Origin of the sequence: Pseudomonas oryzicola (genome assembly GCF_014269185.2) — a bacterium.
Taxonomy (GTDB): domain Bacteria; phylum Pseudomonadota; class Gammaproteobacteria; order Pseudomonadales; family Pseudomonadaceae; genus Aquipseudomonas; species Aquipseudomonas oryzicola.
Genome location: NZ_JABWRZ020000001.1, coordinates 2,580,200 through 2,606,125, shown reverse-complemented (window position 1 = coordinate 2,606,125; position 25,926 = coordinate 2,580,200). Strand labels below are relative to the sequence as shown.

Genomic DNA, 25,926 nt, shown 5'->3' with positions numbered 1-25,926 from the left:
CGGTGCTCGACCAGTGTGTGAACCCCAAGCATGGAGACACCACCATGAGCACCCACGAAAACAGGCATCCCGTGGTTTCACGCAGCCAGTGGCTGGCGGCTCGCCGGCAACTGTGGCTGCACGAGAAGGCCGTTACCCACCACCGCGACGCGCTGGCCGCAGCCCGTCGCGCCTTACCCTGGGTCAAGGTCGAGCAGGACTATCGCTTTCACAGCCCCGATGGCGAACTGAGCCTGGCCGAACTGTTTGCCGGTCGCAGCCAGCTGCTGGTTTACCACTTCATGTTCGCCGAGGGCTGGACCGAAGGCTGCCACGGCTGCTCATTCCTGGCCGATCACTTTGACGGCGCCAACCTGCACCTGGCGCACCACGACGTGTCGCTGGTGGCGGTGTCGCGAGCGCCGTACACGCAATTCCAGGCGTTTCGCCAGCGCATGGGCTGGCGCTTCCCCTGGTATTCGTCCCACGGCAGCAGCTTCAACGAGGATTTCGGGGTAAGTGTTGGCGGCGAAGGTGAGCGTGAGTACAACTATGCACCCTATGACGGTGATGAAAGCGAGTTGCCCGGGCTGAGCGCGTTCTACCGTGAGCCCGACGGCAGTGTGTACCACACCTATTCTACCTATGCCCGCGGGCTGGATATCCTGGTCAACACCTACAACTTCCTCGACATCGCGCCACTGGGGCGCAACGAAGAGGGGACCATGGACTGGGTGCGGTACCATGACCGCTATGAAGGGCAGCCGGACAAGCCTCATTGCTGCCACAAATGATGCTGGCAACGCACCTCCCTGTGGGAGCGGGCGTGCCCGCCCCCACAGGGGCCGTGGAGTGTCAGTCGCGCACACCCAGCATGCCGCGCTCGACGATGAAGTCGATCACCGCCTGCAACCCCTCGCCCTTCTTCAGGTTGCTGAAGGTCCACGGCCGCTGCGGGCGCATGCGCTGGGTATCGCGCTCCATGACCTCCAGCGAGGCCCCCACATAAGGCGCCAGATCGGTCTTGTTGATGACCAGGAAGTCCGACTTGGTGATCCCCGGGCCGCCCTTGCGCGGTATCTTTTCGCCTTCGGCCACGTCGATCACGTAGATGGTCAGGTCAGCCAGCTCCGGGCTGAACGTGGCGCTGAGGTTGTCCCCGCCACTTTCGACGAAAATCACCTCAAGGTTGCCAAACTTGCGCGCCAACGCTTCGACCGCCGCCAGGTTCATCGAGGCGTCCTCGCGTATCGCCGTGTGCGGGCAGCCGCCGGTCTCCACGCCCACGATGCGCTCCGGCTCCAGGGCGCCGGCTTCGGTAAGGATGCGCTGGTCCTCCTTGGTGTAGATGTCGTTGGTCACCACCGCGATCTGGTAGTGGTCACGCATGGCCTTGCACAAGGCTTCGAGCAATGCGGTCTTGCCGGAGCCGACCGGGCCGCCGACACCGACGCGCAGGGGTTGTTGATAGCTTTGCATGCAGGCAGTCCTCAAGAACGGAACAAACGGGTGTATTGGATTTCGTGACACGATGAGGCAATGGCCAGCAACGGCAGGCCACTGCCGAGCTGGTCATCGCCCAGGGCCAGGGCCTGGTCGAGGACTGTAGGCAAGCCTGCAGCCAAGTCGCGCAGCAAGGTCTGGGCAGCCTGCTGGCCGAACGGCACCAGCTTGACTCCGGCCATTACCGCGCCCTCCAGCCAGGCAAAGCCATGGCCCAGGGCCAACTGGCGCAGCGGGATTGCCCAGTGCACGGCCAGCCAGGCCATGCCGCCCAACTGGGTAAGTTCGAGGCTGGCGCGCCAGGCCGGCGCCTGGCCCAGCTGCCAGCCATCGAGCAGCCGTGCCAGCGCGGCGCCGCGTTGCTGTTCCTCCAGGCGCAGCTCGGCGGTTTCGCGGTTGGCCAGCAAAAACCGGCTCCAGCGGCCAAAGGCCTCGGCGTCCTCGGCCTGGCAGGCCTGGTACAGGCGCGCCAGTACCGGCCAGTCGAGGCCGGCCAGGGTGTCGTCGATCTGTTCACGCTGCCATGCAGCGAAACCGTCCACGCCCCTTACCCAGCCCGCCTCGACCGCCCATTCCAGGCCCTGCGAGTAGGTAAAGCCGCCCACCGGCAAGCCGGGGCTGGCCAACTGCAGCAGGCGCAGCAACGCCAGGTCGCTGTCCATCAACCGGCCAGTACCAGCGCGGCGCCGGCCAGCAGGCCACCGCCAAAGGCTTTCTGCAGGCCGCTGTGCCGGCGCAACAGGCAACCGATGGCAAAGCCGGCCGCCAGCAACAGCCCGCTGACCGCAACAAAACCTGCGCTGAACTGCCAGAACGCGCTTGGCGTCGCTTCCACACCATGGGCCCAGCCATGGAACAGGGCGAACACCGGCATGGCCATGGCCAACAGCAGCTGCCGAGCGGGCAGCAACACGGCGGCGGCCGCCACCAGCAGCGATACGGCGATCAGGGTTTCCATGCCCAGCACATCGCCGAACAGATGGCCACACACGGCACCGCCGAACATGGCTGCCAGGGTAGCCGCCGGCAATGCCAGGCTGCGCCGGGTCAACGCGGCAAGCACGCCGGTACCGAGCAACATCAGCAGGTGGTCAAGGCCGGTCAGCGGGTGCAGCAAGCCATCCTGCAGCGGCTGGCTGTCGTGGCCCGGGTGGGCGAAGGCTGGCAGCGCCAGCATCAGCAGAAACAGGGCGAAAGTCTTTTTCATTGGTTACTCCAGGCAGTTCAGGAATGGGCGGGCAGGCGCACGAACGGGTGGTCGTGCGCATGACCATGGCTGTGGCTGTGGCTGTGCGCTGCGCTCTGATAGGCGCCCGCCTCCGGCTCGAACGGGGCCTGCTCGGCCTCCACCGTCAGGCCCAGGCCACGCAGCATGTCGTCCAGCACATGGTCGTGCTGGAAGCGCAACAGGCCGGGCTCGATCTGCAGCGGCACATGGCGGTTGCCCAGGTGGTAGGCCGCACGCGCCAGCAGGTGTGGGTCAGCGCAGCGCACCGTGGACACTGCTTCCGGCGCCGCCAGCACGCGGATCAACTGGGTGCCCTCGGCATCGGCCAGCAGTTCGCCGCCGCGCAACAGGTGGCCGCGCTCAAGCATCAGCCCGGCCTCGCGGCCATCGTCCAGGGTGACTCGCAGGCGGCTTTTGATCCGGCTGTCGACATCAAGGGTGACGCTGCCGGTTTCGCCTTGTGGGCCGGGTTCGGTGATTCGGCGGGTCAAGACAATCATCGGTCCTCCTTCAGAACAGGAAATAGCGTTGCGCCAGCGGCAGTTCGCTGGCCGGCTCGCACACCAGCAGTTCGCCATCGGCACGCACCTGGTAGGTCTGCGCGTCGACCTCGATCAGCGGTTGCAGGGTGTTGTGGACCATGTCGGCCTTGCGCACACGGCGGCAGCCATGGGCCACGCCAATCAGGCTGCGCAGGTTGAGTTCTTCGGCCAGGCCACGGTCCATCGCCGCCTGCGGCAGGAAGGTCATGCGCGTGGCATGTCGCGCCGCGCCGAGGGCGCCGAACATGGGCCGGTAGTGCACCGGCTGCGGCGTAGGAATGGAACCGTTGACGTCGCCCATGGGGGCGGTGACGATCATTCCGCCCTTGATCACCAGCGCCGGCTTGACCGCAAAGAACGCCGGTGCCCACAGCACCAGGTCGGCCAGCTTGCCCGCTTCCACCGAGCCCACTTCGTGGCCGATGCCATGGGTCAGCGCCGGGTTGATGGTGTACTTGGCGATGTAGCGCTTGACCCGGAAGTTGTCACTGTAGGGGCTGTCCGGCGCCAGTGGCCCGCGGCGCAGCTTCATCTGGTGGGCCACTTGCCAGGTGCGCAGTACCACCTCGCCGACCCGGCCCATGGCCTGCGAGTCGGACGAAGTCATGGCAAAGGCACCCATGTCGTGGAGGATGTCCTCTGCGGCAATGGTTTCGCGGCGGATGCGCGACTCGGCGAAGGCCACGTCCTCGGCGATGCTCGGGTCCAGGTGGTGGCAGACCATGAGCATGTCCAGGTGCTCGTCCACGGTGTTGACCGTGTACGGCAGGGTCGGGTTGGTCGAGGACGGCAACACGTTGGCCTGCCCCGCCGCACGGATGATGTCCGGCGCATGCCCGCCGCCGGCCCCTTCGGTGTGGAAGGTGTGGATGGTGCGCTCGCCAATCGCCGCCAGGGTGTCTTCGATGCAGCCGGACTCGTTCAGGGTATCGGTGTGGATCGCCACCTGGATGTCCATTTCCTCGGCAACTCCCAGGCAGCAGTCGATGGCTGCCGGTGTCGAGCCCCAGTCCTCGTGCAGCTTGAGGCCAACAGCACCGGCGGCGATCTGCTCATGCAACGCTTCAGGCCGCGAGGCGTTGCCCTTGCCCAGCAAGCCGATGTTGATCGGCAGGCTGTCGGCGGCCTGGAGCATCCGCGCCAGGTACCAGGGGCCGGGCGTGCAGGTGGTGGCATTGGTACCGGTGGCCGGCCCGGTGCCGCCGCCGATGAAGGTGGTGACGCCACTGTTGAGCGCCTCGTCCACTTGCTGCGGACAGATGAAATGGATATGCGAATCGACGCCGCCTGCGGTGACGATCTTGCCCTCGGCCGCGATCACTTCGGTACCGGGCCCCACCGGCACGGTGACGCCCGGTTGCACATCAGGGTTACCGGCCTTGCCGATCACCGCTATGCGCCCGTGCTTGATACCGATATCGGCCTTGACGATGCCCCAGTGGTCAATGATCAGGGCGTTGGTCAGGACCAGGTCCATGGCCGCGGCGGCCAGCATCTGGCCCTGGCCCATGCCGTCGCGGATGACCTTGCCGCCACCGAACTTGACCTCTTCGCCATAGACCGTGAAATCCTGCTCCACCTCGACCCACAGGGCGGTGTCGGCCAGGCGCACGCGGTCGCCTACGGTAGGGCCGAACATGTCGGCATAGGCCCGGCGGGAAATACGGCTCATGCCCTGCCCTCCAGCGCGCCCATCACCTTGCCCTGAAAGCCGTACACCTCGCGCTTGCCGGCATAGGCCACCAGCTGCACGGTGCGTGCCTGGCCGGGCTCGAAACGCACGGCGGTGCCGGCGGGGATGTCCAGGCGAAAGCCCAGGGTCGGCGCACGGTCGAACACCAGCGCCTGGTTGACTTCATAAAAGTGGTAGTGCGAGCCGACCTGTACCGGCCGGTCGCCATGGTTGGCCACGCTGACGCTGACCGTCGCGCGACCGCTGTTCAGCTCGATGTCGCCATCGGCGACCTGGATTTCACCTGGGATCATGCGGGGCTCCTGGGCAATTTCAGACGATAGGGTCATGCACGGTCACCAGCTTGGTGCCATCCGGGAAGGTCGCTTCGACCTGCACGTCGTGGAGCATTTCGGCAATGCCGGGCATTACCTGCTCGCGGGTCAGCACTTCGCGGCCCAGGCTCATCAGTTCGGCCACGCTGCGGCCATCGCGAGCGCCTTCGAGTACGGCGGCACTGATCAGCGCGACCGCTTCCGGGTAGTTGAGTTTCAAGCCACGGGCCAGGCGCCGCTCCGCCAGCAAGGCGGCGGTGAACAGCAGCAGTTTGTCTTTTTCTCTCGGGGTAAGCTCCATGGCGCTCTCTCAGGTGGCCCAGATACGCGGAGGGCAGGCCGGCAGGCCAAGAATGGCCGGGCGCAGCACATGCCACAGGCGTTGCAGGGTGCGTTGCAGGTGTTGGTTGTCATGGTCGAGCAGGCGGATCACCAGCAACGACCCGAGCAGGGTCGCGCCGGCCGGGTTGCCCAGGTGTTCAAGCAGTGGGCGAACCTGCTCCAGCACGCCCTGGTCGGCAGGTGCAGCACAGAAGGTGGCCATCAGCGGATGCCCGCCAAGCTTGGCCAGGCGCCCGCCTTCCAGGCGCAGGCGCTCATGCAGGCCGACTTCGCCAGGCAGTTCGATGCGCAAGCGGCTGTCCAGTGCACCATGCTCGAAACGCTCGTTCATCACCGGACGCCCCAGGCACAAGGTTTCCCACGCCAGCAGGCGTGCCCCCGGCTCCAGGGTGAAACGGCTGTCAAGACTGGCGCGGGCGCCGGAGAAGAAGATGCTGTCCTGGGGCAACCATTCCAGGGTGCTGTCGGCAGCCAGGTGAAAATGCTGGGCCAGCCGTGCAGTCGGGCCGATGCTGCGGTAGAACTTGCTGGCCCCGGGCATGGTCAGCAACGCGTGGCAACCTGGTTCCAGCTGGATGTTCAGTTCCAGGCGGTCGCCGGCGACAACCCCGCCGGGGGGATGCAGCACGTAGACATGGCACGGCCCCCCCTCGGGGTAGAACGGCCGCTGCACCAAGAGAGGTCCAAAATGCCGCCATGCACCAAGACGGGTCTGCGCATCGCGCCTGACGAAGCGCAACTGCAGGTAGGCGCTCCAGCCTGCGTCGTCTTGTGGTTGTTCGATCTGCTCCGCGAGCGACATCTTGCAGCCCTTGAAATTCGTGGCCTGCAGGCCGTTTAGAGGGCAAGGCATGCGCAACGACAGCGCGCGCGGCCTGACCACTCGATCAAATTCTCAGGCTGGATATAGCAGGTTGCGGGCCAACTCCGCAGGTGAACCAGGATGAAACATCTGCGCCCACCGCTCTGGTATCGGGCATGCGCGAGGCTGGCGCACAAAGCGGGGGCGTGCCCGGGCCCTGTTCAGGTGCTCACGCAGCGCCCTGCAGGAGTGCGTCAATCGGTAGGGTAATCAGTAGTCGAAGCGGTCCACCGCGCGTCGGCGCTCATTGTCATCACGCCGGTCATAGATGGCTGTGGTCTGGATATTGGCGTGGTGCGCCAGCTTCTGCGCAATCGATAGATCGTGCTCCTCGATTACCCGGGTAATGAAGGCCCGGCGGAAGTCGTGCGGCATGATCTTCACGCCTACCTGGGCACCGCGCTGGCGGGCGATGTAGTAGATGGCATGCTTGGTGATACGCGCCCGGGTGATGTGGCTGCCTCGGCGGATGCGGTTGAACAGGAACGCGTCGTCCTCGGCGCCTGCCGGCAGCTCCTGGCGGCGCAGGTCGAGCCACGCCTGCAACTTCTCGAACGCCCATGGCGGCGCGTACTTGATCAGCTGGCGATTGCCCTTGCCCAGTACCTGCAGGCTACGCGCCTCGAAGTCGACCTGGTCCAGGTCGATATCCACCGATTCGGACTTGCGCATGCCGGTACCGTACAACAAGGCGATGATCGCCGCATCACGGACACCCTGTGGCCGGGGGTCGGCTGCACACACATCCATCAGTTCGCGAATCAGGCTACGCCGCAGGTTGCGCCCCGGCGGCAGGCGGCTGCCACTGTCCGGCTTGACCTCGCGGATGCGCAGCAACTGTTCATGCTCGATCAGCCCCTGGCGCCAGGCTTCGTTCATCACCCCGCGGATGGCATTGACGTACAGCGACGAACTGTTGGGCGCATAGCCGTCGGTGCGCAGGGCCGCGACCAGGGCGATCACATGGCCGGGCTCGAGCCGGTGCCAGGGCACATCGACGATATTGCAGTCGACAAAACCCAGCCGGTCGGCAGCGTCCTGGAGAATGTAGCGCATGGTTTGCTGGCTGGATGGGGCCAGGCGGGCCATGTACTGCAGCAGCGGGTTTTTCGAAAGATCGGACACAACGTGAATCCTGTAGCGAAGCGTTGGCCAGCGGCGAACCGGCCGGCCCCTGAAGCAAGTCGAAACGACATACCAGCGAGTCGGTATGACTGCGCTGCACGCAGGTCATTCTGACACGGAGAGGTGCCATCACCTTGATATACAAGGGCTTTACAGCTGGCACGGATCGTGATCTTACCCCAATTGAAGCTCACTAACGAACCCAGGTCCGCCCATGCTCGTGCAACCGATCGATTCACGCCCACGCCAGGCCGTCTGGGGCCTGGGTTTCCGTCCATTCTTTCTCGGCGGCAGCGTATTTGCACTGCTCGCCGTGCTGTTGTGGGCCGGCGTACTTGCCGGCGTCATTGCCCCTTCACCCGCCGGCGGCATGCTGGCGTGGCATCGCCACGAGATGCTCTACGGCTTCGCCGCGGCCATCGTCGCCGGGTTCCTGCTGACTGCGGTGCAGAATTGGAGTGGCATCCCGGGCCTGCATGGGCGTGCGCTACAAGGCCTGTTGCTGCTGTGGCTGCTGGGCCGCGCGAGTTGGTTCGTAGCGCTGCCGGGCGGTTTGCTGGTAGTGATCGAGGGCAGCTTTTTGCCCCTGGTGGCGCTGGCCCTGGCACGGCCGATCGTGCAACGGCGCTTGCGCAACAACTACCCCATTGTCGGCCTGGTGCTGCTGATCGCCGCTTGCCAGTGGCTGAGCCTGGCCGGCTGGCTGCGCCAGGACGAGCTGTGGCAACGGCGCGGGGTGTTCGCCGGCTTGTGGCTGGTAGCTGCCATGATGACGATGCTGGGCGGGCGGGTGATCCCGTTCTTTACCCGGCGCGCGCTGGGCAACATGGCCCCGGCCCCTGCCCGCCCCTGGCTGGATCGGGCCTGCCTGCTGCTGAGTGTGGCGGTGCCGCTGGCCTTTGCCTCGGGCCTGGCCGACACGCCGAATATCGGCGTGGCACTGCTGTTCGGCGCCTTGTTCGCGCTGCAGGCTACCCGCCTGGTGCACTGGCATGATCGCGGCCTGTGGCGGGTTCCCCTGCTGTGGTCGCTGCACCTGGCCTATGCCTGGATTGCCATCGCCTGCCTGGGCATGGCGCTATGGCACGCAGGGGTGGCGCTGAACCCGAGCCTGGTCACCCATGCGTTGACCGTCGGTGCCATGAGCGGGCTGATCCTGGCAATGATGGCGAGGGTCAGCCTGGGTCATACCGGCAGGCCGCTGCAGGTACCGACCCGCATTGCCTGGGCGTTTGCCCTGATGCAGCTGGCGACATTGGCGCGAGTGGTACTGGCCGTATTCACGCCGTTGGGGTTGAGCCTTGCGGCGCTGTGCTGGAGCCTGGCCCTGTTGTTGTTCCTGCAACACTACCTGCCCATCTTGCTGCAGCCACGTGCCGATGGCATGCCGGGTTAACCTGCGCCCAGCTGTTCGGCCACTGGCCACCACCCCGGGAACATCTGCTGCACCCGGGGTTCGGCGAAGCGTTCGTCGATCAGCACCAGCACGCCACGGTCCTGGTCACCACGGATAACCCGGCCCGCCGCCTGAATGACCTTGCGTACGCCCGGGTACAGATAGGCGTAATCGAACCCCGCACCAAACTGCCGCCCCAGGCGCTGCTTGAACTGCTCGTTGACCGGGTTCACCTGGGGCAGCCCGAGCGTGGCGACGAATGCGCCGATCAAGCGCGTGCCAGGCAAATCCACGCCTTCGCCGAAAGCGCCGCCCAGGACTGCAAAACCGACACCACGGCCATCCGCCACAAAGCGGTCGAGGAAGCCCTGGCGGGCGGCTTCGTCCATGCCTGGCTCCTGGCGCCACAAGGGAATCTGCGCATGCTGCTCGGCCAGCAGCCCGGCCACCTGCTGCAGGTATTCGAAACTGCTGAAGAAGGCCAGGTAGTTACCGGGCATTCGCGCATACTGCTCGGCAATCAGCTCGACGATCGGCGCCAGCGAGGCCTGGCGTTGCTGGTAGCGGGTGGACACCTGGCTGGCGATACGCACTTGCAGCTGTTCGGCGCGAAACGGTGCCGCCACTTCCAGCCAGGCAGTGTTCGCCGGCATGCCCAGCAGGTCGCTGTAGAAATGCCGCGGGCTAAGCGTGGCGGAAAACAGCGTCACGCTGCGCGCCGCCTGCATGCGTGGGGCCAACAGCCGCGCCGGGCTGACGTTGCGCAGGCTCAGGGTGGCCAGCCGCCGCTTGCGCGGCCCCTGGCGCTGGCTGATGTCGAACAGGAAGTGCTCGTCGAACAGCTCGGCGACGCGGCTGAACTGCAAGGCCTGGTAGAAGAACTGCAGGACCTGCGGGTCCATTTGCGCAGGTGCCTGGTTCATCTGTTCCTGAATAAGCCCGATGCACTGCTGCAAGGCACGCAGCAGGCCTTCCGGCAGCGACTCGCTGGCCTGGTAAGGCGCGCGCTGCTCCTTGTAGAGCGCATTCCATTGCCGGTTCAGGCGGTCCAGCGCACTGACCAGCCCGACGGGCTTGCTCTGGCGCAGGGCCAGCAGTTGGCCCTGGTCGAGGCTGGCGCTGTACATGCCACGCCCGCGCTCGACCAGGTTGTGCGCCTCATCCACCAGTACCGCGACCTGCCACTGGTTGACCTGAGCCAGGCCGTACAACAGGGCGTGGGCATCGAAGTAGTAGTTGTAGTCCGCCACCAGCACGTCTACCCAGCGCGCCATTTCCTGGCCCAGGTAATACGGGCACACCTGGTGCGCCAGGGCCACGTCACGCAACTGCGCGCGATCGAGCAACGGCAGCGCGGCGGCCGCTTCGCGCGCCGCAGGCAGGCGGTCGTAGAAGCCCGCTGCCAATGGGCAGGACTCGCCGTGGCAGGCCTTGTCGGGATATTCGCAGGCCTTGTCGCGGGCAATCAGTTCCAGCGTGCGCAAGGCCGGTTGCGGCGTGGTGTCGGTGACCTGGCGCATGGCATCGAGGGCCAAGGCCCGGCCCGGTGTCTTGGCCGTCAGAAAGAACAGCTTGTCCAGGCGCTGCGGCACCATGGCCTTGAGCAGCGGGAACAAGGTGCCGAGGGTTTTGCCGATGCCGGTGCTGGCCTGGGCCATCAGGCAACGGCCGGTGCTCACCGCCTTGTACAGGGTTTCCGCCAGTTGCCGCTGGCCTTGGCGAAACGCCGGATACGGAAAAGCCAATGCCTGCAGGCCGCGGTTACGCTCGGCCAGGCGCTGCTCCTGCCGTTGTGCCCAGGCCAGGAAGCGTTGGCACTGGGTTTCGAAGAAGGCCTGCAATTCGACGGCGGTGCAGTGCTCGCTGATCAGCGTCTGGCCGTCGGTGTCCACATCCAGGTACACCAACGCCACCTCGATGGCCGGCAGTTGCCGTGCCTGGCACATCAACCAGCCGTAGACCTTGGCCTGCGCCCAGTGCAATTGGCGATGGTTGGCCGGCTGGCGTGCGAGGTCGCCACGGTGGGTCTTGATTTCTTCCAGGCGATTGCAGGCGGGGTCGTAACCGTCGGCGCGGCCACGCACCTTCAGGGTTTCGAACTGGCCTTCAAGGGCGATTTCCGACTCGTAGCCCGCTGCGCGCCGTGCCACCACCCGCCGATGCCCGTCGATCCCTTCCTGGGCGGTGGGCGATGGCGTGAAACGCAGGTCCAGGTCGCCGACCTTGGCGCTGAACTCGCACAAGGCACGGACCGCCACGCTGTAGCTCACGGCGTTTCGCTCCAGCGCACATGGCACACCGCGACGGGCAGACCGTGGGCCCGGCAGAACTCCAGCCAGCGTAACTGGTTGTCCTGCAGGCGGTCGCCGGGCCCCTTGACCTCGACCATGCGGTAGCGGCCTTGCCCGGGCCAGAACTGGATCAGGTCGGGCATCCCGGCGCGGTTGTTGCGGATATCCTGCAACAGGCGCAGGAAACACTGCTTCAAGTGCGCTGCGGGCAGGCAGGCCAGCGCCTGTGCCAACAGCGTTTCGCTGAGCATGGACCAGAACACGAACGGCGATTGCAGGCCTTGCTTGGCGGCGTAGCAGTCAAGAATGGCCTGGTGATGGCTCCCGTCGTCAAGCCGCCCCAGACAACGCTCGAACTGTGCGCTGCGCCGCTGCTGGAAGTCGCTGTCATGCAAGTCCTGCGGCGCAGCCTGGAACGGGTTGAAAAACGCGCCAGGCACCGGGGCGAAGATCGCTTCCCAGCACAGCAGGCCGAACAGGCTGTTGAACAGCGTGTTCTCCACGTAATGCACCGGCCCACCCTCCTCGGCCAGGTGTTGTCGTACGGCCTCCTCCACCCCCAGCGCGGCGTGTTCGCGCGGCAGTTCCAGCTCGATCAGTTCCAGGGCAGCTGCACGCTGGCGCGGTTGCGGCGGGCCGCCGAGCTTGCGCGCCAAGCGTGGCAGCATGCGCTCCAGCGCCTGCACTTCCAGTGCGTTGGCCGGTGCCGCGGCCAGTTGCAGCGCCAGGGCGTGCGCCTGGGGCCATTGCTCGCTGCGCTCCAGCACCCGCACCTGGCGAATACGCGCCTGGGCATGGCTGCATTGCGCGTAGACGGCCATGGCCTGCGCCCAGTCGCCCTGGCGCTCGCACTGCTGGCCCAGGGCAAATTGCAGGCGCGCATAACGCCGGGCCAGCCACGGATTCTCGCTGTGCAGGCCGTGCAGGGTTGCGAGGATCGACCCTGGGTCCTCGCCTTGTTCCAGGCGTTCGGCACACTGATGCAAAGCCATGGCCAGGTCGACCTCGGCGCGTTGCTGCAAGGCACGTGAATCGGTGCTGAACGGCACCTGTTCGTAGCGCAGCAGGCCAAGATCGGCGAGGACGAAGTCCGACCAGTCCTGGTGCAGGTTGCCAAAAAACAGCAGGCGCATGCGGTCGCATAGTGATTGCAGGCGCCACTGCAGGATGCGCAGGCCGCTGCCCGGGAACCACTCGGCCAATGGCCGGGCTTGCAGGCCCAGCGGTTGCAGTTGGGCCAGCAACTCCTGCTTGGCAGCGCGCGGGCGGCTCAGGTAGCGGGCAAAACAGCTGGCAAGCTCGTCCTTGCGCAACAAGGCGAACAGCTGCGCCAGCGCCAGTTGTGCAGGTTCCTGCACCCAGCCGAGGGCCAGCAACGGCTGCAGCGCCTGGCCGGTGTCACCGATTTCGGCATAATCGAGGCGGTCGCTGCGAAACAGCTCACCTTTGCGCATGACCATGCGCACCATCAGCGCCTGCGCCGGTTTGGCCAGCTGACCGAACGTGCGGATGAAAGCCAGTTCCTGGTCGTCGAGCAGGTCTGCGTAGCGTTGTTCGACCCACAGCAGCACCTGGCGAAAATTGTGCAGGTAGTAGAACGGGTCATCGACGGAATGGGCGATCACTGGCAATGGGGTCAGGCGGCTGGATTGGGTACTGGTTATACATACAGACCAGCCCGACTGGCAAGTGCCGTGGGTCGCGCCGCGTTCAACCCGCAATACCGACGGGCCGCCCGCAACGCAGCTCCAATGCCTGGGCCAGGCGCACCACAGCCTGTTGCAGGGCCTCGGTATGCTCTCCCATCCACACCAGCGCCAGATACTGCTGATACCGCCCCTGCAGGCTGAAGTGCGTGCCTGGTAGCGCGTGCAGTGCCGAACCCGCCAGGGCTGCGGCGATGCCCTCCCATGCCAGCGGCTGGCGAAAACGCACCCAGAGTGCCTGGCCGCCTTCAGGCGTTTCCAGCACCACTCGCTCACCGAACTGCAGCTCCAGCGCGTGTGCCAGGCATTGCACGCGCCTTTGCAGCCCTGAGCGCAGGCGTACCAGTTGTGCCTCTGCTTCCCGCTTGCCGAGCATTTGCGCAAGCGCCTGCAGGCGCAGGGGCGCAAGCCGAAACGCACGCTCGGCGAACGCACCGGCCAATAGCCCATCAGGCCCCAGTACATAGGCGTAAGGCGCCTCGGCCCCGACTACGGCTTCGAACGCCCCCATCACCAGCAGCCAGCGCGGATCGGCCCAGTCACGCAGGCGCTGGCTCGGCGGCCCGCTGTAGCAGTGCTCGCTGTCCAGATCGTTCTCCAGTAACCATACCGGGTGCCGGGCCAACAACTGGCCAAGCTGGCGCTGATAGTGTGGCGCCACCACTCGCCCTTGCGGCATGCCAAGGCACGACGGCATGACCATCATGCACACCGGCTCGCTCCCCAGCAGCCGAGCCACGGCGCGCAGGTCCGGGTTGCCGCGCGGGTCTGCCGGCACCTCCAGCACACGCATGCTGGCACGCGCCAGGGCGCGCAGCACCTGCGGGCAACAGGGCGCGTGCACCAGCACGGTCCCCCCGCGCAAGGCCAGCGCAGCCAGCAGTGTCTCCAGCAGCGCCGGTACATCCGGGGCCAGTTGCACATCCTCGGCACGCCAGTACTGGCTGGAGGAGCGGGTATAGCGCTGTGCCAGCGCAAGGCGCAGGCGGGCGCTGCCGACTTCCGCCCAGGCGGTGGCACCGTGCATGCGTTGGCGCGCCAGGCGCCGCTCGTGGCTGAACAGGGCACGCTCAAGCGTTGGCTGGGCCGGCAAGGGAGCCTGCGTGGGCATGCTCGCAGCCTCGCCTTTGGCAGCCCCCTGGATAAAATAACCCGATCTCGGCAGGCACCGAACCCGGCCCTCCTCCTCCAGCAGGTTGTAGGCGCTCTGCACGGTGGCCAGCGATACTCTCAACTGCCGCGACAGCGCACGCAGCGACGGTAGGCGGCAAGGGCCTGCGTCGGGCGCCTCGTCGATCAGCGCTATCAGGTAGCGGTACACCTTGCGATAGGCAAACTCGCCACGTGCAGCCCGCGCCATCAGGGCTGCCCTGCCGCGCTGCGCCGCCGCTCTGCCGTGCCGGGTGGCAACCACCGCAGGTGGATATCGCGTTGCGCCAGGTTGCTCATCAGGCGCCAGGCTGCCAGACGCAAGCGCCCGTCATAGATCGCCCGCAGTTGCCCCAACGGCAGGCCACTGGTGTTCACCAGCCAGTCCTTGACCGCCTCCGGGCAGGTTTTGCCCTGCAGGGCCCGGTGCAGATAGGGCAACGCCACCAGCATGTCCGCATGCCGGCACTGCAGGAACCGCTCGAGGTTCTTCCCCTGCCGGGCAAACGGACTGAACAGGACGCACACCAGTTGGGTCTGGTTGATACCGTAGGCTTTGCCAAACTGTACCTGCTGCACATCGCCGTGCCGGCTGCCGCCAGGCTTGCCAGGCAGGCGTAGCGCTGGTCGACCAGCCTGCGGCTCCAGGCTGCGGGCGCGCAGTTCGTGCAATTGCGTCAAGGCCATTGGGTCGATGAACGCCGCCAGTGGCCAGGCATCCTGGTCGGCCTCGACGCCACAACCGAGCATGAGGTCGAGTTGCTGCACTTCGAGCAAATGCGGCAGCAGGTCATCAATGGCAAACGCGCGCACAGGCAGCCCCTCCGGCACAACGCCCGCTGCCCCCCCGCCCTGGGCATCGAGCGCCCCACCGACGCTGCCATGCAGCCAGCCCAGCCCCTGGGCCAGCGTCGACAGGCACTGGTGCACCCTGTGCGGCCCCTGTGCCCCTGCCAGCCGCAGGGTGCGCCGGGCCCAGGCCAGGTAGCGCCGCCGCAGGCGCGCCGGAACGGCAGTAACCAGTGCGTCGGCAGGTGCCTGGGCCCGCAGAGCGGCACCCACGGCGTCGGCCAACTCCAGATGCAGGCGGCTACCCAACAGGGCTTCCGGCCTGGCATCCACCAGGTGGCCAAACATCAGCAGGGCATCACGCGCTTGCAGCCGCCGCTCGCCGGCTGCCGAAGGCCGAGACCTGAAGGGTACCACTTCACGCCCTTCGACCATCTGGAGCTGAACCCGCGGATCCTCCTGCAGGAACAGGACACTGAAGTTGCGTTCATGGCTTTCGAGCGTAGCGCTGTCGGCGACGGGCAAGCTGACCACCAGCACCTGCAACTGGAACGTGACCGGCGCACGCAAGGCAATGCTCAACTGCGCGGCACGCAGTATGGCCAGCAGCCGGGCACTGCGACGGTCGCAGCCCTGCAGCACCAGCAGGCGGAAGGTGCCGATGTATTCGGGCCCGCCTGCAGCCACCAGCAAGCGTTGTATCAGTAACTGCAGAGAGGCACGCTGGGCCTTGGACATGTGTTTCAACAAGCGCTCGAGCACTTGCTGGTAGATGTAGTGCATTGCTTGGTCGTGAATAGCCGTCACGGAGTCACCTCATCAACTTCAAATAGCCAATACATGCCGAACAGAACACTGCTCAAGTACATGCCTCGGCCTTACCAGAAGAAATTTCCTACAACTTAAAGGAAGTAATGACGTAACCATTCACTGTCGCCAGGCCATCGAGAAAAATCCCCCCTTACCGCTGCCCACCGCTAACAACCACCGCCCTGGCTCGTGCGTAGCCCTGCTCATCTCAAGCTCCTTGCGCAAACTATCAATGGGCCATTATCAAGGGAAGCAAAGCGAATGAAAGATACAGATGAGGGTATAAAAAGCATTCAGAAAAAATGAAAAATCACATTGACCGCGATGCAAATACAATTCAAGCCAAAAAACTTGCCGAGATATGTCGATGAATCACGACAAACTCGGTTTTCATGTAATCAGATTCGCGCATTGTTGTAGGAACCTTCTGTTTTTAGCGCCTTAACTTTTCCCCGAGGCACAAAAAACCCGGGGCAGGCCCGGGTTTTCTGATCAATCGAACCACCGTCAGTGGTGCCCCATATCCAACACCACACGCCCACCACACGGGCATTGGTCCATGTAGCGGTGCGCCTCCACCACCTGCTCGAAGGGGTACACCTTGATGATCTGGGGTGTCAGCAGCTGGTCGGCAGTGAACTGGTTGATGTCGCGCAGGGCACGCTGCAACGCCACCTGGTCCTGGCTGATACCCAGCTCCGGCTTGCCGGTGAAGTTGCCGATGCAATGCACATAGAACTGGATGTTCTTCTGGAACGCCGCGCACGCCGGGAACGGCGTCTGGTTGCCGCCTTGCAGGCCATACAGCACCAGGCTTCCACGCGGAGCCAGGACATCGCCCAACAGCGACATCTGCGGCCCGCCCATGCCGTCGAGGACCATGTCCACGCCGCGGCCGTCGGTGTACTTGCCAACCTGCAGCAGCAAGTCCTGTTCTTCGGTGACGATCACCTTGTCGGCGCCCAGGCCCAGCAGGTACTCACGCTGTTCCGCTTCCTTGGTAGCGGCAAACACCTTCAAGCCCAGGGCCTTGCCCAGTTGCACGAAGGCCGGGCCCGCGCAATGGCTGGCATCGGTGACCAGCGCGGTCTGCCCGGCCTTGGCCCGGGCCAGGTCGACATAGGCGAAATAGGCGATCAGCAGCGGCGTGTAGTGCACGCTGGCCTCGATTGGCGTGAGTACATCCGGGTAGCGGGTAATGGCAGTACGCGGCAGGACGATGACATCGCCGTATACCGGGTGGTCGTTGGCACTGGTCGCCGGGAAACTGGCCACCCGGTCGCCTACCGCGATATCCTCGACGCCTTCGCCGACCGCCGTCACCACCCCGGCCATCTCGTGGCCGATCCCCGCCGGCAGGCGAGCCTGGGACGGTGCCAGGTTCTGCCGCCAGAGCACGTCATACCAGCTGACGCCAATCGCCTCGACGCGGATCTGCACCTCGTCGGCAGCGGGTGACGGTTCGGCCTGCTCCTCGCAGCGGAGCACATCGGCAGCGCCGAACTTGTGGAAACGGATCATGCGGGACATCGCATACCTCGCCATTGTGAACCTCTAATTACCACGAACTCTATCCGGGCTTTACCGGTTAGACCATCAGTGGTCATTAATAGTCGACATGCTTGTCATCGATTGGGCACCTGACTTTCCTTGCGATTGGCCCCCGTAAACCCGTGCAGGGTACCAGCCTTTGGCCTTAAGATTCACCCCTGCACCCTTTCAGGCGAAGCGCCCCGATGAATCGAAACGACCTGCGTCGCGTAGACCTCAACCTGCTGATTGTGTTCGAAACGCTGATGCACGAGCGCAGCGTGACCCGTGCCGCGGAAAAACTGTTCCTCGGCCAGCCCGCCATCAGCGCGGCCCTGTCACGCCTGCGCAACCTGTTCGACGACCCGCTGTTCGTGCGTACCGGCCGTAGCATGGAGCCCTCGGCCCGGGCGCACGAGATCTTCGCCCTGCTGTCTCCCGCGCTGGACTCGATTTCCACCGCCGTCAGCCGCGCAGCCGAATTCGACCCGGCCACCAGCAATGCGGTGTTCCGCATCGGCCTGTCGGACGACGCCGAGTTCGCCCTGCTGCCGCAGTTGCTCAAGCGTATCCGTGCCGAAGCACCGGGCATCGTGCTGGTGGTGCGCCGGGTCAACTACCTGCTGATGCCAACGCTGCTGGCTTCGGGCGAGATCTCGGTGGGGGTCAGCTACACCAGCGAACTGCCCGCCAACGCCAAGCGCAAGGTCCTGCGCCGCAGCATGCCGAAGCTGTTGCGCGCCGACAGCGTCCCCGGCGCCATCAGCCTGGACGATTTCTGTGCCCGGCCGCATGCCCTGGTGTCGTTCGCTGGTGACCTGTCGGGGTTCATCGACGAGGCCCTGGAGGAAATCGGCCGCAAGCGCCATGTGGTGCTGGCGGTGCCGCAGTTCAATGGGCTGGGGAGTTTGCTGGCGGGCACCGATATCGTGGCCACGGTGCCGGACTACACGGCCGATGCGCTGACCGCAGCCGGTGGGCTGCGGGCGGAGGATCTACCGCTGGAGGTGCGCAGTTTCGAACTGCACATGGCCTGGCGCGGGGCGCAGGACAATGACCCGGCAGAGCGCTGGTTGCGGTCGCGGATACAGATGTTCTTTGGCGATCCCGACAGCCTTTGATCGAGCTTCACCAAACACCACAAATCCTTTTAATACAAAGGGTTATGAGGGCCAATCACATCGCCCCACTCAAAACCGAAAAGCCAGGATCGAGGCACCGCCCAGAGGCAGCGCAGCAGTGGACCGACTACCTCGACCGGCTTCGCGACAACGCCAGAATGGCGGCGCATTCGGGATTCGAACTCTTCGCATGCAACAGGCAAGATAACCGCTTAACGCCTGGGCTCGGGATGAGTCGCAAGCAAATCAATTACCGCAGCCGGCGGCGCATCAGCCTCCATCGTATTAGCAAGGGTGGCCGCATCGTCCAAAACAATTTCCGTCGCTTCCAGTTCACGCCCAAGATCTGCACGAATCATGCGAAGCAGTGACCAGGCCAGCACGCCAAGCACCGGTATCAACGGCAGCGCGACGACAATGGTAGATGTTTGCACAGCTTTCAGCCCCCCGACTTTGAGCAGGCCGATGCCGATCACCGCCAGCAACAGCGCCCAAACCACTCGCAGCCAGCGCTGAGGTTCCTCATAGCCGCTAAGCTCATTCGATGTCACTGACGCAAGCACGTAAGCTGCCGAATCAAGCGTCGTCGCCAAAAATACAAAACAAAGCAGAACGAAAGCGCCAATAACAAGACTTGAAAACGGCATGGTTTTCAAAATGGCCAGTACTGCCGCCGGAATGCCTTGTGCTGACAAAATAGCATTGACATCCAATGCGCCCGACAACTGGAGGTTAAGCGAGTAGCCACCCCAGACCGCGAAGAACACCCAGCAACCCAGGCTGCCCCAGACCAGCTCAGCCAATATCAGCTCTTTGATCGTCCGCCCGCGGGAAATACGAGCCACGAACAACCCCATCATGGGCGCATAGGCAATCCACCAGGCCCAATAGAAAATCGTCCAGTCCTGAGGAAACGTACCTTTTGCAACGGGGTCGGTCCACAGGCTCATGTGGATGAAATTATTGAGCATCAGCCCCAGGCTGTTTGCCCAGCCATTGATGAGCACCAAGGTCGGACCGACAGCCGCAGCGAACAAAAGCAGCGCAAAGGCCAGATAGACGTTGATATCGCTGAGTATCTTTATCCCTTTGCTCAGCCCGAACCACACGCTCATGCCGAACATCAACGTCCACAGGGCCAGCACACACATATCGAATACGAAGGACTGCTGTATTCCGAAGATATCCCCGGCCAAGGTCGAGACAAGAGGAACAGCCAGGCCAAGGGACGTGCCTACGCCACCGACAATCCCGAAGACCACCACCGTATCGAGGGTGAGACCGAGCCACCCATTGGACTTATCGCCAAGGGCGCCACGCGCCGCCACCGATAATCTCACCCCAGGCTGGCGGCGCACATACATCGAGTATGCAATGGGCAGAGCCGGCAAGCAGTAGAATGCCCAAGGGGTCAGCCCCCAGTGGAACTGCCCATAGGTCAATGCCCACTCTGCCGCTTCACGACTGTGTGCAGCCACATTCAATGGAGGCCCATTGAAATAATAGATCGGCTCGACCCAGGCCCAGTTGACAATGGCTATGCCGATACCACCACAAAAAATCATGGCGACCCAGCTGAAATAGGAAAACTCTGGTGTATCACTCTTGCGACCAAGGCGGATATTTCCGTAACGCCCGAACGCCATCCACAACAGGAACACGACGGTCATCAGGCCGAAAAGCAGATAGAGCCAACCAAACTTGCCGGTGGCAAAGGCGAACATTTGATTGATCACTGCATTGCCCGCGTCGGGAAATGCGATCAGCGGAACCGTAACACCGAGTATCACTGCAATCGATGGCCAAAATACCCGACCATCCAGTGCTGCACCTTCTTTCAAGTGACTCATTTGGCATATCTCCTCAGAACCGTCGACTCAACATCGAACATCTGTTGAATACAAATAGGTCAAGCACGAACCCAAGCCCCTGCTCTAACCGATTTCGTCCATGGGAGTAATGAAAGGCCACCGGCCTTTCTCGAACATATAGTGTGCTTATTATTCATATTCGCCTCTAATTTTATTTAATTATTATTTCAGCGACACAGCCAAACCGACCTCACATCGCACATGACAACCCAGGCAGCACGACTAAGCGTCAGCCGCCAGGCACTGCAATGTGTGCCTGGCGGCTGTCAGGCACACATCCTGTCCTGTCGTTACTTCATCGTCGGCATGGAGAACTCGGCGCCTTCCCGAACGCCTGATGACGGCCAGCGCTGGGTGACGGTTTTACGTCGAGTGTAGAAGCGCACGCCATCGGGGCCGTAAGCATGCAGATCACCGAACAGCGAGCGCTTCCAGCCACCGAAGCTGTGGTAAGCGACCGGCACTGGCAGGGGAACGTTGATGCCGACCATGCCCACTTTGATGTTGTCGGAGAAATAGCGCGCCGCCTCGCCGTCGCGGGTGAAGATGCAGGTGCCGTTGCCGTACTCGTGCTTGTCGATCAATGCCATGGCTTCCTGCATGCTGTTCACCCGCACGACTTGCAGAACCGGGCCAAAGATCTCTTCTTTGTAGCTCTGCATGTCCGGGGTGACGTGATCGATCAACGTGCCACCCACGAAGAAACCTTCCTCGTAGCCTGCGACGCTTGGCTCACGACCATCGACGACCACGGTGGCGCCCTGCTCTTCGGCACTGTTGATGTAGCCAACCACTTTTTGCTGATGCTGGCGGGTGATCACCGGGCCGAAGTCGTTCTTACTGTCGGTGTAGGCCCCGACCTTCAGGTTCTTCATGGCTTCTTTCATTTTGCCGATCAACGCATCGGCTGCCGCGTCCCCGACCGCCACGGCGACCGACAACGCCATGCAGCGCTCACCCGACGAACCGAATGCAGCGCCCAGCAGTTGGTTCACCGCATTGTCGATATCGGCGTCTGGCATGACGATCGCGTGGTTCTTCGCCCCGCCCAGTGCCTGGCAACGCTTGCCGTGGGCAGTGGCGGTGGCGTAGATGTACTCGGCAACCGGCGTCGAGCCCACGAAGCTGACCGCTTGAATGCGCGAGTCGCGCAGCAGGATGTCGACCGCTTCCTTGTCCCCGTTCACCACGTTCAGCACGCCCTTGGGCAAACCCGCTTCCTGCAGCAGTTGAGCGATGAACAGAGTGGAACTCGGGTCACGCTCGGAAGGCTTGAGGATGAAGCAGTTCCCCGCCGCAATGGCAACTGGCACCATCCACAGCGGCACCATCACCGGGAAATTGAACGGCGTGATACCTGCGACCACGCCCAGCGGCTGGAACTCGCTCCAGGCATCGATGTTAGGCCCGACATTCTTGCTGTGTTCGCCTTTGAGAAGCTCGGCGATCCCGCAGGCGTACTCGACGTTCTCGATGCCACGTTGCAGTTCGCCTGCTGCGTCATGCGAGATTTTCCCGTGCTCTTCTCCAATCAGCTTGCAGATCGCATCGGCGTTCTGCTCCAGGAGCTCTTTGAAACGGAACATGATGCGGGCCCGCTTGATGGGCGGCGTATCACGCCAGGCTGGGAAAGCCGCCTCGGCAGTCGCAATGGCGTGCTCCACGGTCTGGCTCGAGGCCAGGGCGACTTGGCGGGCCACTTGGCCGGTGGCGGGGTTGAAGACATCCTGGGTGCGCTTGGATTCGACAACGACTTCGCCGTTGATCAGATGACCGACAGTATTCATGTAAAACTCCACTTTTTATTATTCAGGTATGCGTTGGTGTTGAATTACCAAAGGCTTCGGTAAAGCTCGACCATCTCGGCCTCGGTCGGAACTCGGGGGTTGTTGCCTGGAGATCCGGAAGCCAGCGCCTGGGCGGCCATGGCAGGCATCAGCTCGAAGAATTTTTCGCGGTCGATTCCGAATTGAGCTGGGGTGGGGACATTCAGCTCCTCGTTGATCGCGACCAACTCTTCGAGCAGTTTTTCCACCGCGGATTGGTCGGTGTCGCCTTGCGTGGCGACACCCATGGCACGTGCGCAATCTGCGTAGCGGTCACGTGCAGCGGGGATGGAAAAGGCCGTCACTTCGGGCAGCAGCATTGCGTTGGACAAGCCATGCGGCACATGGAATGCGGCACCGATGGGACGGCTCATGCCATGCACCAAGGCAACGGAGGCCGCCGAGAAAGCCAGGCCTGCCAGGGTCGACCCCAGCATGACGGCCTCCCGCGCGGCACGGTCGGCACCGTCGTGATAGACCTTGCGCAGGTTTGGCCCGATCAGGCGCATGGCAGCCAGTGCCTGGGCGTCACTGAACAAGTTGGCTTTCTTGCTGACGTACGCCTCGATCGCATGGGTCAGGGCATCGATACCGGTGTCCGCTGTCACGCGAGGTGGCAACGAGAGCGTCAGTTCATAGTCGACCAGTGCAGCGACAGGCATGAACCCCGCCCCGACGCACAGCATTTTCTCGTCGGTCGACTCATCGGTGATGATGGTGAAACGGGTCACTTCCGAGCCGGTACCAGCAGTCGTTGGGATGGCGATGATCGGCAAGCCCATTTCAGTCACATTGCGCGGGAACTTGTAATCACGCATGACGCCGCCGAATCTGGCCAGGATGCCAATCGCTTTGGCACTGTCGATCGGGCTCCCGCCACCCAGGGCGATGATGCTGTCGTACCTACCTTCCCTGGCGGCAGACACGCCAGCTTGAATCGAAGCGACTGTCGGCTCGGGTACGGTGTCGGAGAAAACGTCGACGTTTATCCCCTGCTCTGCCAGTACTGCACTGATCCGCCCTGCATAACCCAATTCCACCATCATTCGGTCGGTGATGATGAGCGGCTTATGGCAGCCGAGGCTGTCCAGTACCTGATGAATTTGCTGGCTAGCGCCGGCACCGGTTTGCAGGATACGTGGGAGGATGCTGTTGTAAGTCATGGCTCTATCTCATTTCCTGGGCATGAACGCGCCCGCGAGCAGCCTTGGGCTCGTGTTCGCTTGTTCGGTAAATCGGCAAATCGGGGGGCATGGAAGGCCGCCCCCTCGACGCCGCAGAGCACTCAGCTCGGCAGGTATTCCTCACTCCAGGACTCGCCGATTGCGCCGGCATCCAGGAGCGACTGAATCTGCATCTCGGTATAGCCGTATCGCGTCAACACCTTGCGCGTGGAGGCACCAAACTTCTCGGCGGGTGGCAAGGCCCGGATTCGCGCTACCCGTGGACGAATGGCATACGGATCGAGCTGGGTAACCCGATGCCCGCTCGGATGGTCGCTGTAGACGCTGAAGGAATAGCTGCCATTCTCCGTCCCTGGCAGACCATCAGCGGTTCGGCTGTATTGGCTGCGCAGGTGGTCAATGTTGTCCGGCACTGCGGCGGCGATATTGGCGGCCTGGAGACGCTCTTGAAGGAAGGCACTGCTCATGCCGCCAATGACGGTTTGCAGATAGGCAGCACGATCAGGTGCAGACGCCAGCCCGGAGAATTCCCTGAGGGCTGCGAACTTGTGCAACTCGGGCTCGGAGGCATCCAGGTAGAGCCAACCATCCGCCGTCTTGTAGAACCGGGAAAGATCGCTGTAGCCAACGGCATCGCGCCCGGAAGGCTCATTGAATGGCCCTCGGCCTGGGTAGTCGTAGCAGAACGGGATCTGTACCAGATTCCCCAGCGAGGCCAGAGAGGTACGCGCCCGGTAGACTTCGCCGCAACGGTGCTTGCGATAGAGCGCCGTGGCAACACCCAGCGCGGCAGCGAATCCGCACATCACGTCGATGGTGCCGACGTGGGCATGCTCTTCCGGGGTTTCCATGCCGCCACCAAAGCGCAGCATGATACCCGTGGTGGCTTGGATCAGATCGTCATACCCCAGATAATCGGTGCGCGGTCCGCGGCGTGGGCCACCGAAGCAATCAAGCTGACAGAAGATCACCCCTGGATTCACCGCCTGCAGGCTTGCCTCATCCAGGCCCAGCGGGGCCAACTGACGATCAGGAGCGTTCATGACGATGACATCGACCTCCCGCACCAGACGATTGAAAACGTCCCGCCCTTCGGACTTGTTCAGGTCAATCAGAACACTTTCCTTGCCCCGTGCCGAAGACATGCCGAAGACCACGGTATTCCAAGGATCATAGTTAGGCACGACAGGGTCGAGCTTGATGACATCGGCTCCGAAGCGCCCCAGGAACGACGTCGAGTGAGGCCCTGCGATGACGTTGGTCAGGTCGAGAATCTTGACGCCTTCCAGCCAGCCGCCAGGCATGTCGAGCTTGGCAGGCGGCAAGGCCTGAGCCGGATGTTCGGACAGCGTGGCCAGCGCTTGCTCATAGCTCACCTCGCGACGCGAAAGCGGTGTCAGCATCGGCTCCGAGCAGCCTTCGAGCCACGCAATGGGGCCAGGCTGTTTCATGACGCCGTACTCGCGATCGTCCACCTCGACGATCAGCCCGGCAGTATTGGAATGCTCGTCATGGAGCCACTCCTGGGTCGACCTGTGAGGGGCGCCGGGGAACCGCCCTTCGCCAAAGATCACTTCCCATTGCGCGGCGGTCTTGGTCAGGAACACTTCCTTCATCCGGGCGCTGATGCGTGCGGCCCAATCGGCAGGTAGCGGATAGACGCCCAGCGATGCATTGCCTTCCCACTGGTCAATCGGCAGATAGGGGTCGTCAACTTTGGGCAAGCCGGCAGCGACCATCTCTTCGTAGATGCCCATCGCTTGCAGGCAGCGCTTGGCATGCTCGCGATGAGACGGGCAAACGGCGTAGAATTTGCGGCCATCGGCACATTCATAGGTGCGGTAGAACGGGTCGAGGAACTCCTGCAGATCCTGGTAGCTCAGGTTCATCGGCAGGTTCTCTGCACGGCGGCGCTCGCTCTCCTGCTCACGCAGTGTCTTGTAGCGCAGCGGGTACCCGTCGATCTGGATCGAGTTGTACGACAGACCTTCCATCACCGCTGATGCCAAGGGCACTTCGATCTGATCGCCCACGCCATGCTTTTCACGCGCCTGCAGTGCAAGCACCACAGAAGAGACGGCAAGCATGGTGCCATACGCTGACGCCAGAGGAAGCGGCGAGAAACTAGGGTTGATGCCCATCAGCACACGGTTCTGGCCCATGTCGGTGAAGACACCGGAAGCCGAAGCGATCACCGCCTCGGTAGCACGCCATTGCGCACGCAGCTCATCATCACTGGCAAACCCTGGAATCGACAACGTGATCAGTTCAGGACGAGTACGCCGCAGCTCTGCGAAATCGAGACCCAACCTGGACATGACACCAGGCCGGAAGTTTTCGATCACGATATCGGCACGGGAGATGAGTTGGCGAGCTTGATGCAGCCCTTCTGGCGTCTTCAGATCCAGGCGCATGCACAGTTTGTTGCGGTTGAGCGTGGCATTCGCCGGGCTGTCCCAGAGGGGCCCACCCAATGGGTCGATGTGAACGACAGTCGCCCCCAGATCAGCGAGGATCATCGCTACTGCAGGGCCTGCAATGTATTGCCCAAGATCGATGACATTGACGCCTTGCAAAGGCAATTGGTTAGAGTGTTCCATGACGATAACCCTACGTAGCCCCGAGCCAGCGAGATTTTCCGGCGCGGTTATTGTTGTTATTGAGA

21 protein-coding genes are annotated in these 25,926 nt (G+C 63.4%); 3 read left to right on the top strand and 18 right to left on the bottom strand.

Annotated features, from left to right (window positions below):
• Nucleotides 1-44: 44 nt before the first annotated feature.
• Nucleotides 45-773: a DUF899 domain-containing protein gene (locus HU760_RS12000; RefSeq protein ID WP_186674349.1), complete on the top strand. Its 729-nt coding sequence runs from the start codon at nt 45-47 to the stop codon at nt 771-773.
• Nucleotides 774-834: 61 nt separating this feature from the next.
• Here the strand turns inward: HU760_RS12000 and ureG are convergent, their stop codons facing one another.
• From ureG to HU760_RS11955, 9 genes are all read right to left on the bottom strand, one after another.
• Nucleotides 835-1,458: an urease accessory protein UreG gene (gene ureG / locus HU760_RS11995; protein ID WP_186674350.1), complete on the bottom strand. Its 624-nt coding sequence runs from the start codon at nt 1,456-1,458 to the stop codon at nt 835-837.
• 11 nt (nt 1,459-1,469) lie between these two features.
• Complete coding sequence (locus HU760_RS11990) at nt 1,470-2,144, bottom strand: urease accessory protein UreF (RefSeq protein WP_186674351.1); 675 nt, start codon at nt 2,142-2,144, stop codon at nt 1,470-1,472.
• Entirely contained in the window at nt 2,144-2,689 is a 546-nt protein-coding gene (locus HU760_RS11985; RefSeq protein WP_186674352.1) for a HupE/UreJ family protein, read from the bottom strand. The genes HU760_RS11990 and HU760_RS11985 overlap by 1 nt, the downstream gene beginning before the upstream one ends.
• A 17-nt stretch (nt 2,690-2,706) precedes the next feature.
• Entirely contained in the window at nt 2,707-3,210 is a 504-nt protein-coding gene (ureE, locus tag HU760_RS11980) for an urease accessory protein UreE (RefSeq protein ID WP_186674353.1), read from the bottom strand.
• Nucleotides 3,211-3,220: 10 nt separating this feature from the next.
• On the bottom strand, nt 3,221-4,924 hold the full coding sequence (gene ureC / locus HU760_RS11975; RefSeq protein WP_186674354.1) for an urease subunit alpha: 1,704 nt from the start codon (nt 4,922-4,924) through the stop codon (nt 3,221-3,223).
• Nucleotides 4,921-5,238: an urease subunit beta gene (locus tag HU760_RS11970; RefSeq protein ID WP_170029652.1), complete on the bottom strand. Its 318-nt coding sequence runs from the start codon at nt 5,236-5,238 to the stop codon at nt 4,921-4,923. The genes ureC and HU760_RS11970 overlap by 4 nt, the downstream gene beginning before the upstream one ends.
• Before the next feature lie 19 nt (nt 5,239-5,257).
• On the bottom strand, nt 5,258-5,560 hold the full coding sequence (locus HU760_RS11965; RefSeq protein WP_186674355.1) for an urease subunit gamma: 303 nt from the start codon (nt 5,558-5,560) through the stop codon (nt 5,258-5,260).
• Nucleotides 5,561-5,569: 9 nt separating this feature from the next.
• Nucleotides 5,570-6,403 carry an urease accessory protein UreD gene (locus tag HU760_RS11960; protein WP_186674356.1) on the bottom strand — a complete coding sequence of 278 codons (834 nt, stop codon included), beginning with the start codon at nt 6,401-6,403 and terminating at the stop codon, nt 5,570-5,572.
• A gap of 270 nt (nt 6,404-6,673) precedes the next feature.
• Nucleotides 6,674-7,588 carry a site-specific integrase gene (locus tag HU760_RS11955; RefSeq protein WP_186674357.1) on the bottom strand — a complete coding sequence of 305 codons (915 nt, stop codon included), beginning with the start codon at nt 7,586-7,588 and terminating at the stop codon, nt 6,674-6,676.
• Nucleotides 7,589-7,802: 214 nt separating this feature from the next.
• Between HU760_RS11955 and HU760_RS11950 the strand changes: the two genes are divergently transcribed.
• On the top strand, nt 7,803-8,984 hold the full coding sequence (locus HU760_RS11950) for an NnrS family protein (RefSeq protein WP_186674358.1): 1,182 nt from the start codon (nt 7,803-7,805) through the stop codon (nt 8,982-8,984).
• On the opposite strand, the gene HU760_RS11945 is transcribed toward HU760_RS11950, so the two are convergent.
• From HU760_RS11945 to HU760_RS11925, 5 genes are all read right to left on the bottom strand, one after another.
• Nucleotides 8,981-11,254 carry an ATP-dependent DNA helicase gene (locus HU760_RS11945; RefSeq protein ID WP_186674359.1) on the bottom strand — a complete coding sequence of 758 codons (2,274 nt, stop codon included), beginning with the start codon at nt 11,252-11,254 and terminating at the stop codon, nt 8,981-8,983. The genes HU760_RS11950 and HU760_RS11945 overlap by 4 nt on opposite strands.
• A complete protein-coding gene (locus HU760_RS11940) occupies nt 11,251-12,900 on the bottom strand; it encodes a VRR-NUC domain-containing protein (protein WP_186674360.1) in 1,650 nt (549 codons plus the stop codon). Before HU760_RS11940 ends, HU760_RS11945 begins: the two co-directional genes overlap by 4 nt.
• Nucleotides 12,901-12,985: 85 nt before the next feature.
• On the bottom strand, nt 12,986-14,341 hold the full coding sequence (locus HU760_RS11935) for a GntR family transcriptional regulator (RefSeq protein ID WP_186674361.1): 1,356 nt from the start codon (nt 14,339-14,341) through the stop codon (nt 12,986-12,988).
• The gene (locus tag HU760_RS11930; RefSeq protein ID WP_186674362.1) at nt 14,341-15,726 is read right to left on the bottom strand and encodes a hypothetical protein; all 1,386 of its coding nucleotides are present in this window, start codon (nt 15,724-15,726) and stop codon (nt 14,341-14,343) included. The genes HU760_RS11935 and HU760_RS11930 overlap by 1 nt, the downstream gene beginning before the upstream one ends.
• A 510-nt stretch (nt 15,727-16,236) precedes the next feature.
• Nucleotides 16,237-17,259 (bottom strand): zinc-dependent alcohol dehydrogenase family protein, encoded by a 1,023-nt coding sequence (locus tag HU760_RS11925; RefSeq protein WP_186674363.1) that lies wholly within the window; start codon nt 17,257-17,259, stop codon nt 16,237-16,239.
• 206 nt (nt 17,260-17,465) lie between these two features.
• Between HU760_RS11925 and HU760_RS11920 the strand changes: the two genes are divergently transcribed.
• Complete coding sequence (locus tag HU760_RS11920) at nt 17,466-18,380, top strand: LysR family transcriptional regulator (protein ID WP_225932812.1); 915 nt, start codon at nt 17,466-17,468, stop codon at nt 18,378-18,380.
• Between the two features lie 212 nt (nt 18,381-18,592).
• Here HU760_RS11920 and HU760_RS11915 read toward each other — a convergent pair whose 3' ends face one another.
• From HU760_RS11915 to HU760_RS11900, 4 genes are all read right to left on the bottom strand, one after another.
• Nucleotides 18,593-20,230: a BCCT family transporter gene (locus HU760_RS11915; RefSeq protein ID WP_186674364.1), complete on the bottom strand. Its 1,638-nt coding sequence runs from the start codon at nt 20,228-20,230 to the stop codon at nt 18,593-18,595.
• A 311-nt stretch (nt 20,231-20,541) separates the two neighbouring features.
• Nucleotides 20,542-22,038: a CoA-acylating methylmalonate-semialdehyde dehydrogenase gene (locus tag HU760_RS11910; protein ID WP_186674365.1), complete on the bottom strand. Its 1,497-nt coding sequence runs from the start codon at nt 22,036-22,038 to the stop codon at nt 20,542-20,544.
• 44 nt (nt 22,039-22,082) lie between these two features.
• On the bottom strand, nt 22,083-23,240 hold the full coding sequence (locus HU760_RS11905) for an iron-containing alcohol dehydrogenase (protein WP_186674366.1): 1,158 nt from the start codon (nt 23,238-23,240) through the stop codon (nt 22,083-22,085).
• A gap of 122 nt (nt 23,241-23,362) precedes the next feature.
• Nucleotides 23,363-25,861, bottom strand: a complete 2,499-nt coding sequence (locus HU760_RS11900; protein WP_186674367.1) for a CoA transferase — start codon at nt 25,859-25,861, stop codon at nt 23,363-23,365.
• Between the last annotated feature and the right edge of the window lie 65 nt (nt 25,862-25,926).

Excerpts from the sequence above, each read along its gene's own strand:
- HU760_RS11920 (WP_225932812.1), top strand. The coding sequence starts at position 17,466 with ATGAATCGAAACGACCTGCGTCGCGTAGACCTCAACCTGCTGATTGTG.
- HU760_RS11960 (WP_186674356.1), bottom strand. The coding sequence starts at position 6,403 with ATGTCGCTCGCGGAGCAGATCGAACAACCACAAGACGACGCAGGCTGG.
- HU760_RS11900 (WP_186674367.1), bottom strand. The coding sequence starts at position 25,861 with ATGGAACACTCTAACCAATTGCCTTTGCAAGGCGTCAATGTCATCGAT.
- ureG (WP_186674350.1), bottom strand. The coding sequence starts at position 1,458 with ATGCAAAGCTATCAACAACCCCTGCGCGTCGGTGTCGGCGGCCCGGTC.
- HU760_RS11935 (WP_186674361.1), bottom strand. The coding sequence starts at position 14,341 with ATGGCGCGGGCTGCACGTGGCGAGTTTGCCTATCGCAAGGTGTACCGC.
- HU760_RS11925 (WP_186674363.1), bottom strand. The coding sequence starts at position 17,259 with ATGTCCCGCATGATCCGTTTCCACAAGTTCGGCGCTGCCGATGTGCTC.
- HU760_RS12000 (WP_186674349.1), top strand. The coding sequence starts at position 45 with ATGAGCACCCACGAAAACAGGCATCCCGTGGTTTCACGCAGCCAGTGG.
- ureE (WP_186674353.1), bottom strand. The coding sequence starts at position 3,210 with ATGATTGTCTTGACCCGCCGAATCACCGAACCCGGCCCACAAGGCGAA.
- HU760_RS11970 (WP_170029652.1), bottom strand. The coding sequence starts at position 5,238 with ATGATCCCAGGTGAAATCCAGGTCGCCGATGGCGACATCGAGCTGAAC.
- HU760_RS11910 (WP_186674365.1), bottom strand. The coding sequence starts at position 22,038 with ATGAATACTGTCGGTCATCTGATCAACGGCGAAGTCGTTGTCGAATCC.
- HU760_RS11905 (WP_186674366.1), bottom strand. The coding sequence starts at position 23,240 with ATGACTTACAACAGCATCCTCCCACGTATCCTGCAAACCGGTGCCGGC.
- HU760_RS11965 (WP_186674355.1), bottom strand. The coding sequence starts at position 5,560 with ATGGAGCTTACCCCGAGAGAAAAAGACAAACTGCTGCTGTTCACCGCC.
- HU760_RS11990 (WP_186674351.1), bottom strand. The coding sequence starts at position 2,144 with ATGGACAGCGACCTGGCGTTGCTGCGCCTGCTGCAGTTGGCCAGCCCC.
- HU760_RS11985 (WP_186674352.1), bottom strand. The coding sequence starts at position 2,689 with ATGAAAAAGACTTTCGCCCTGTTTCTGCTGATGCTGGCGCTGCCAGCC.
- HU760_RS11915 (WP_186674364.1), bottom strand. The coding sequence starts at position 20,230 with ATGAGTCACTTGAAAGAAGGTGCAGCACTGGATGGTCGGGTATTTTGG.
- ureC (WP_186674354.1), bottom strand. The coding sequence starts at position 4,924 with ATGAGCCGTATTTCCCGCCGGGCCTATGCCGACATGTTCGGCCCTACC.
- HU760_RS11950 (WP_186674358.1), top strand. The coding sequence starts at position 7,803 with ATGCTCGTGCAACCGATCGATTCACGCCCACGCCAGGCCGTCTGGGGC.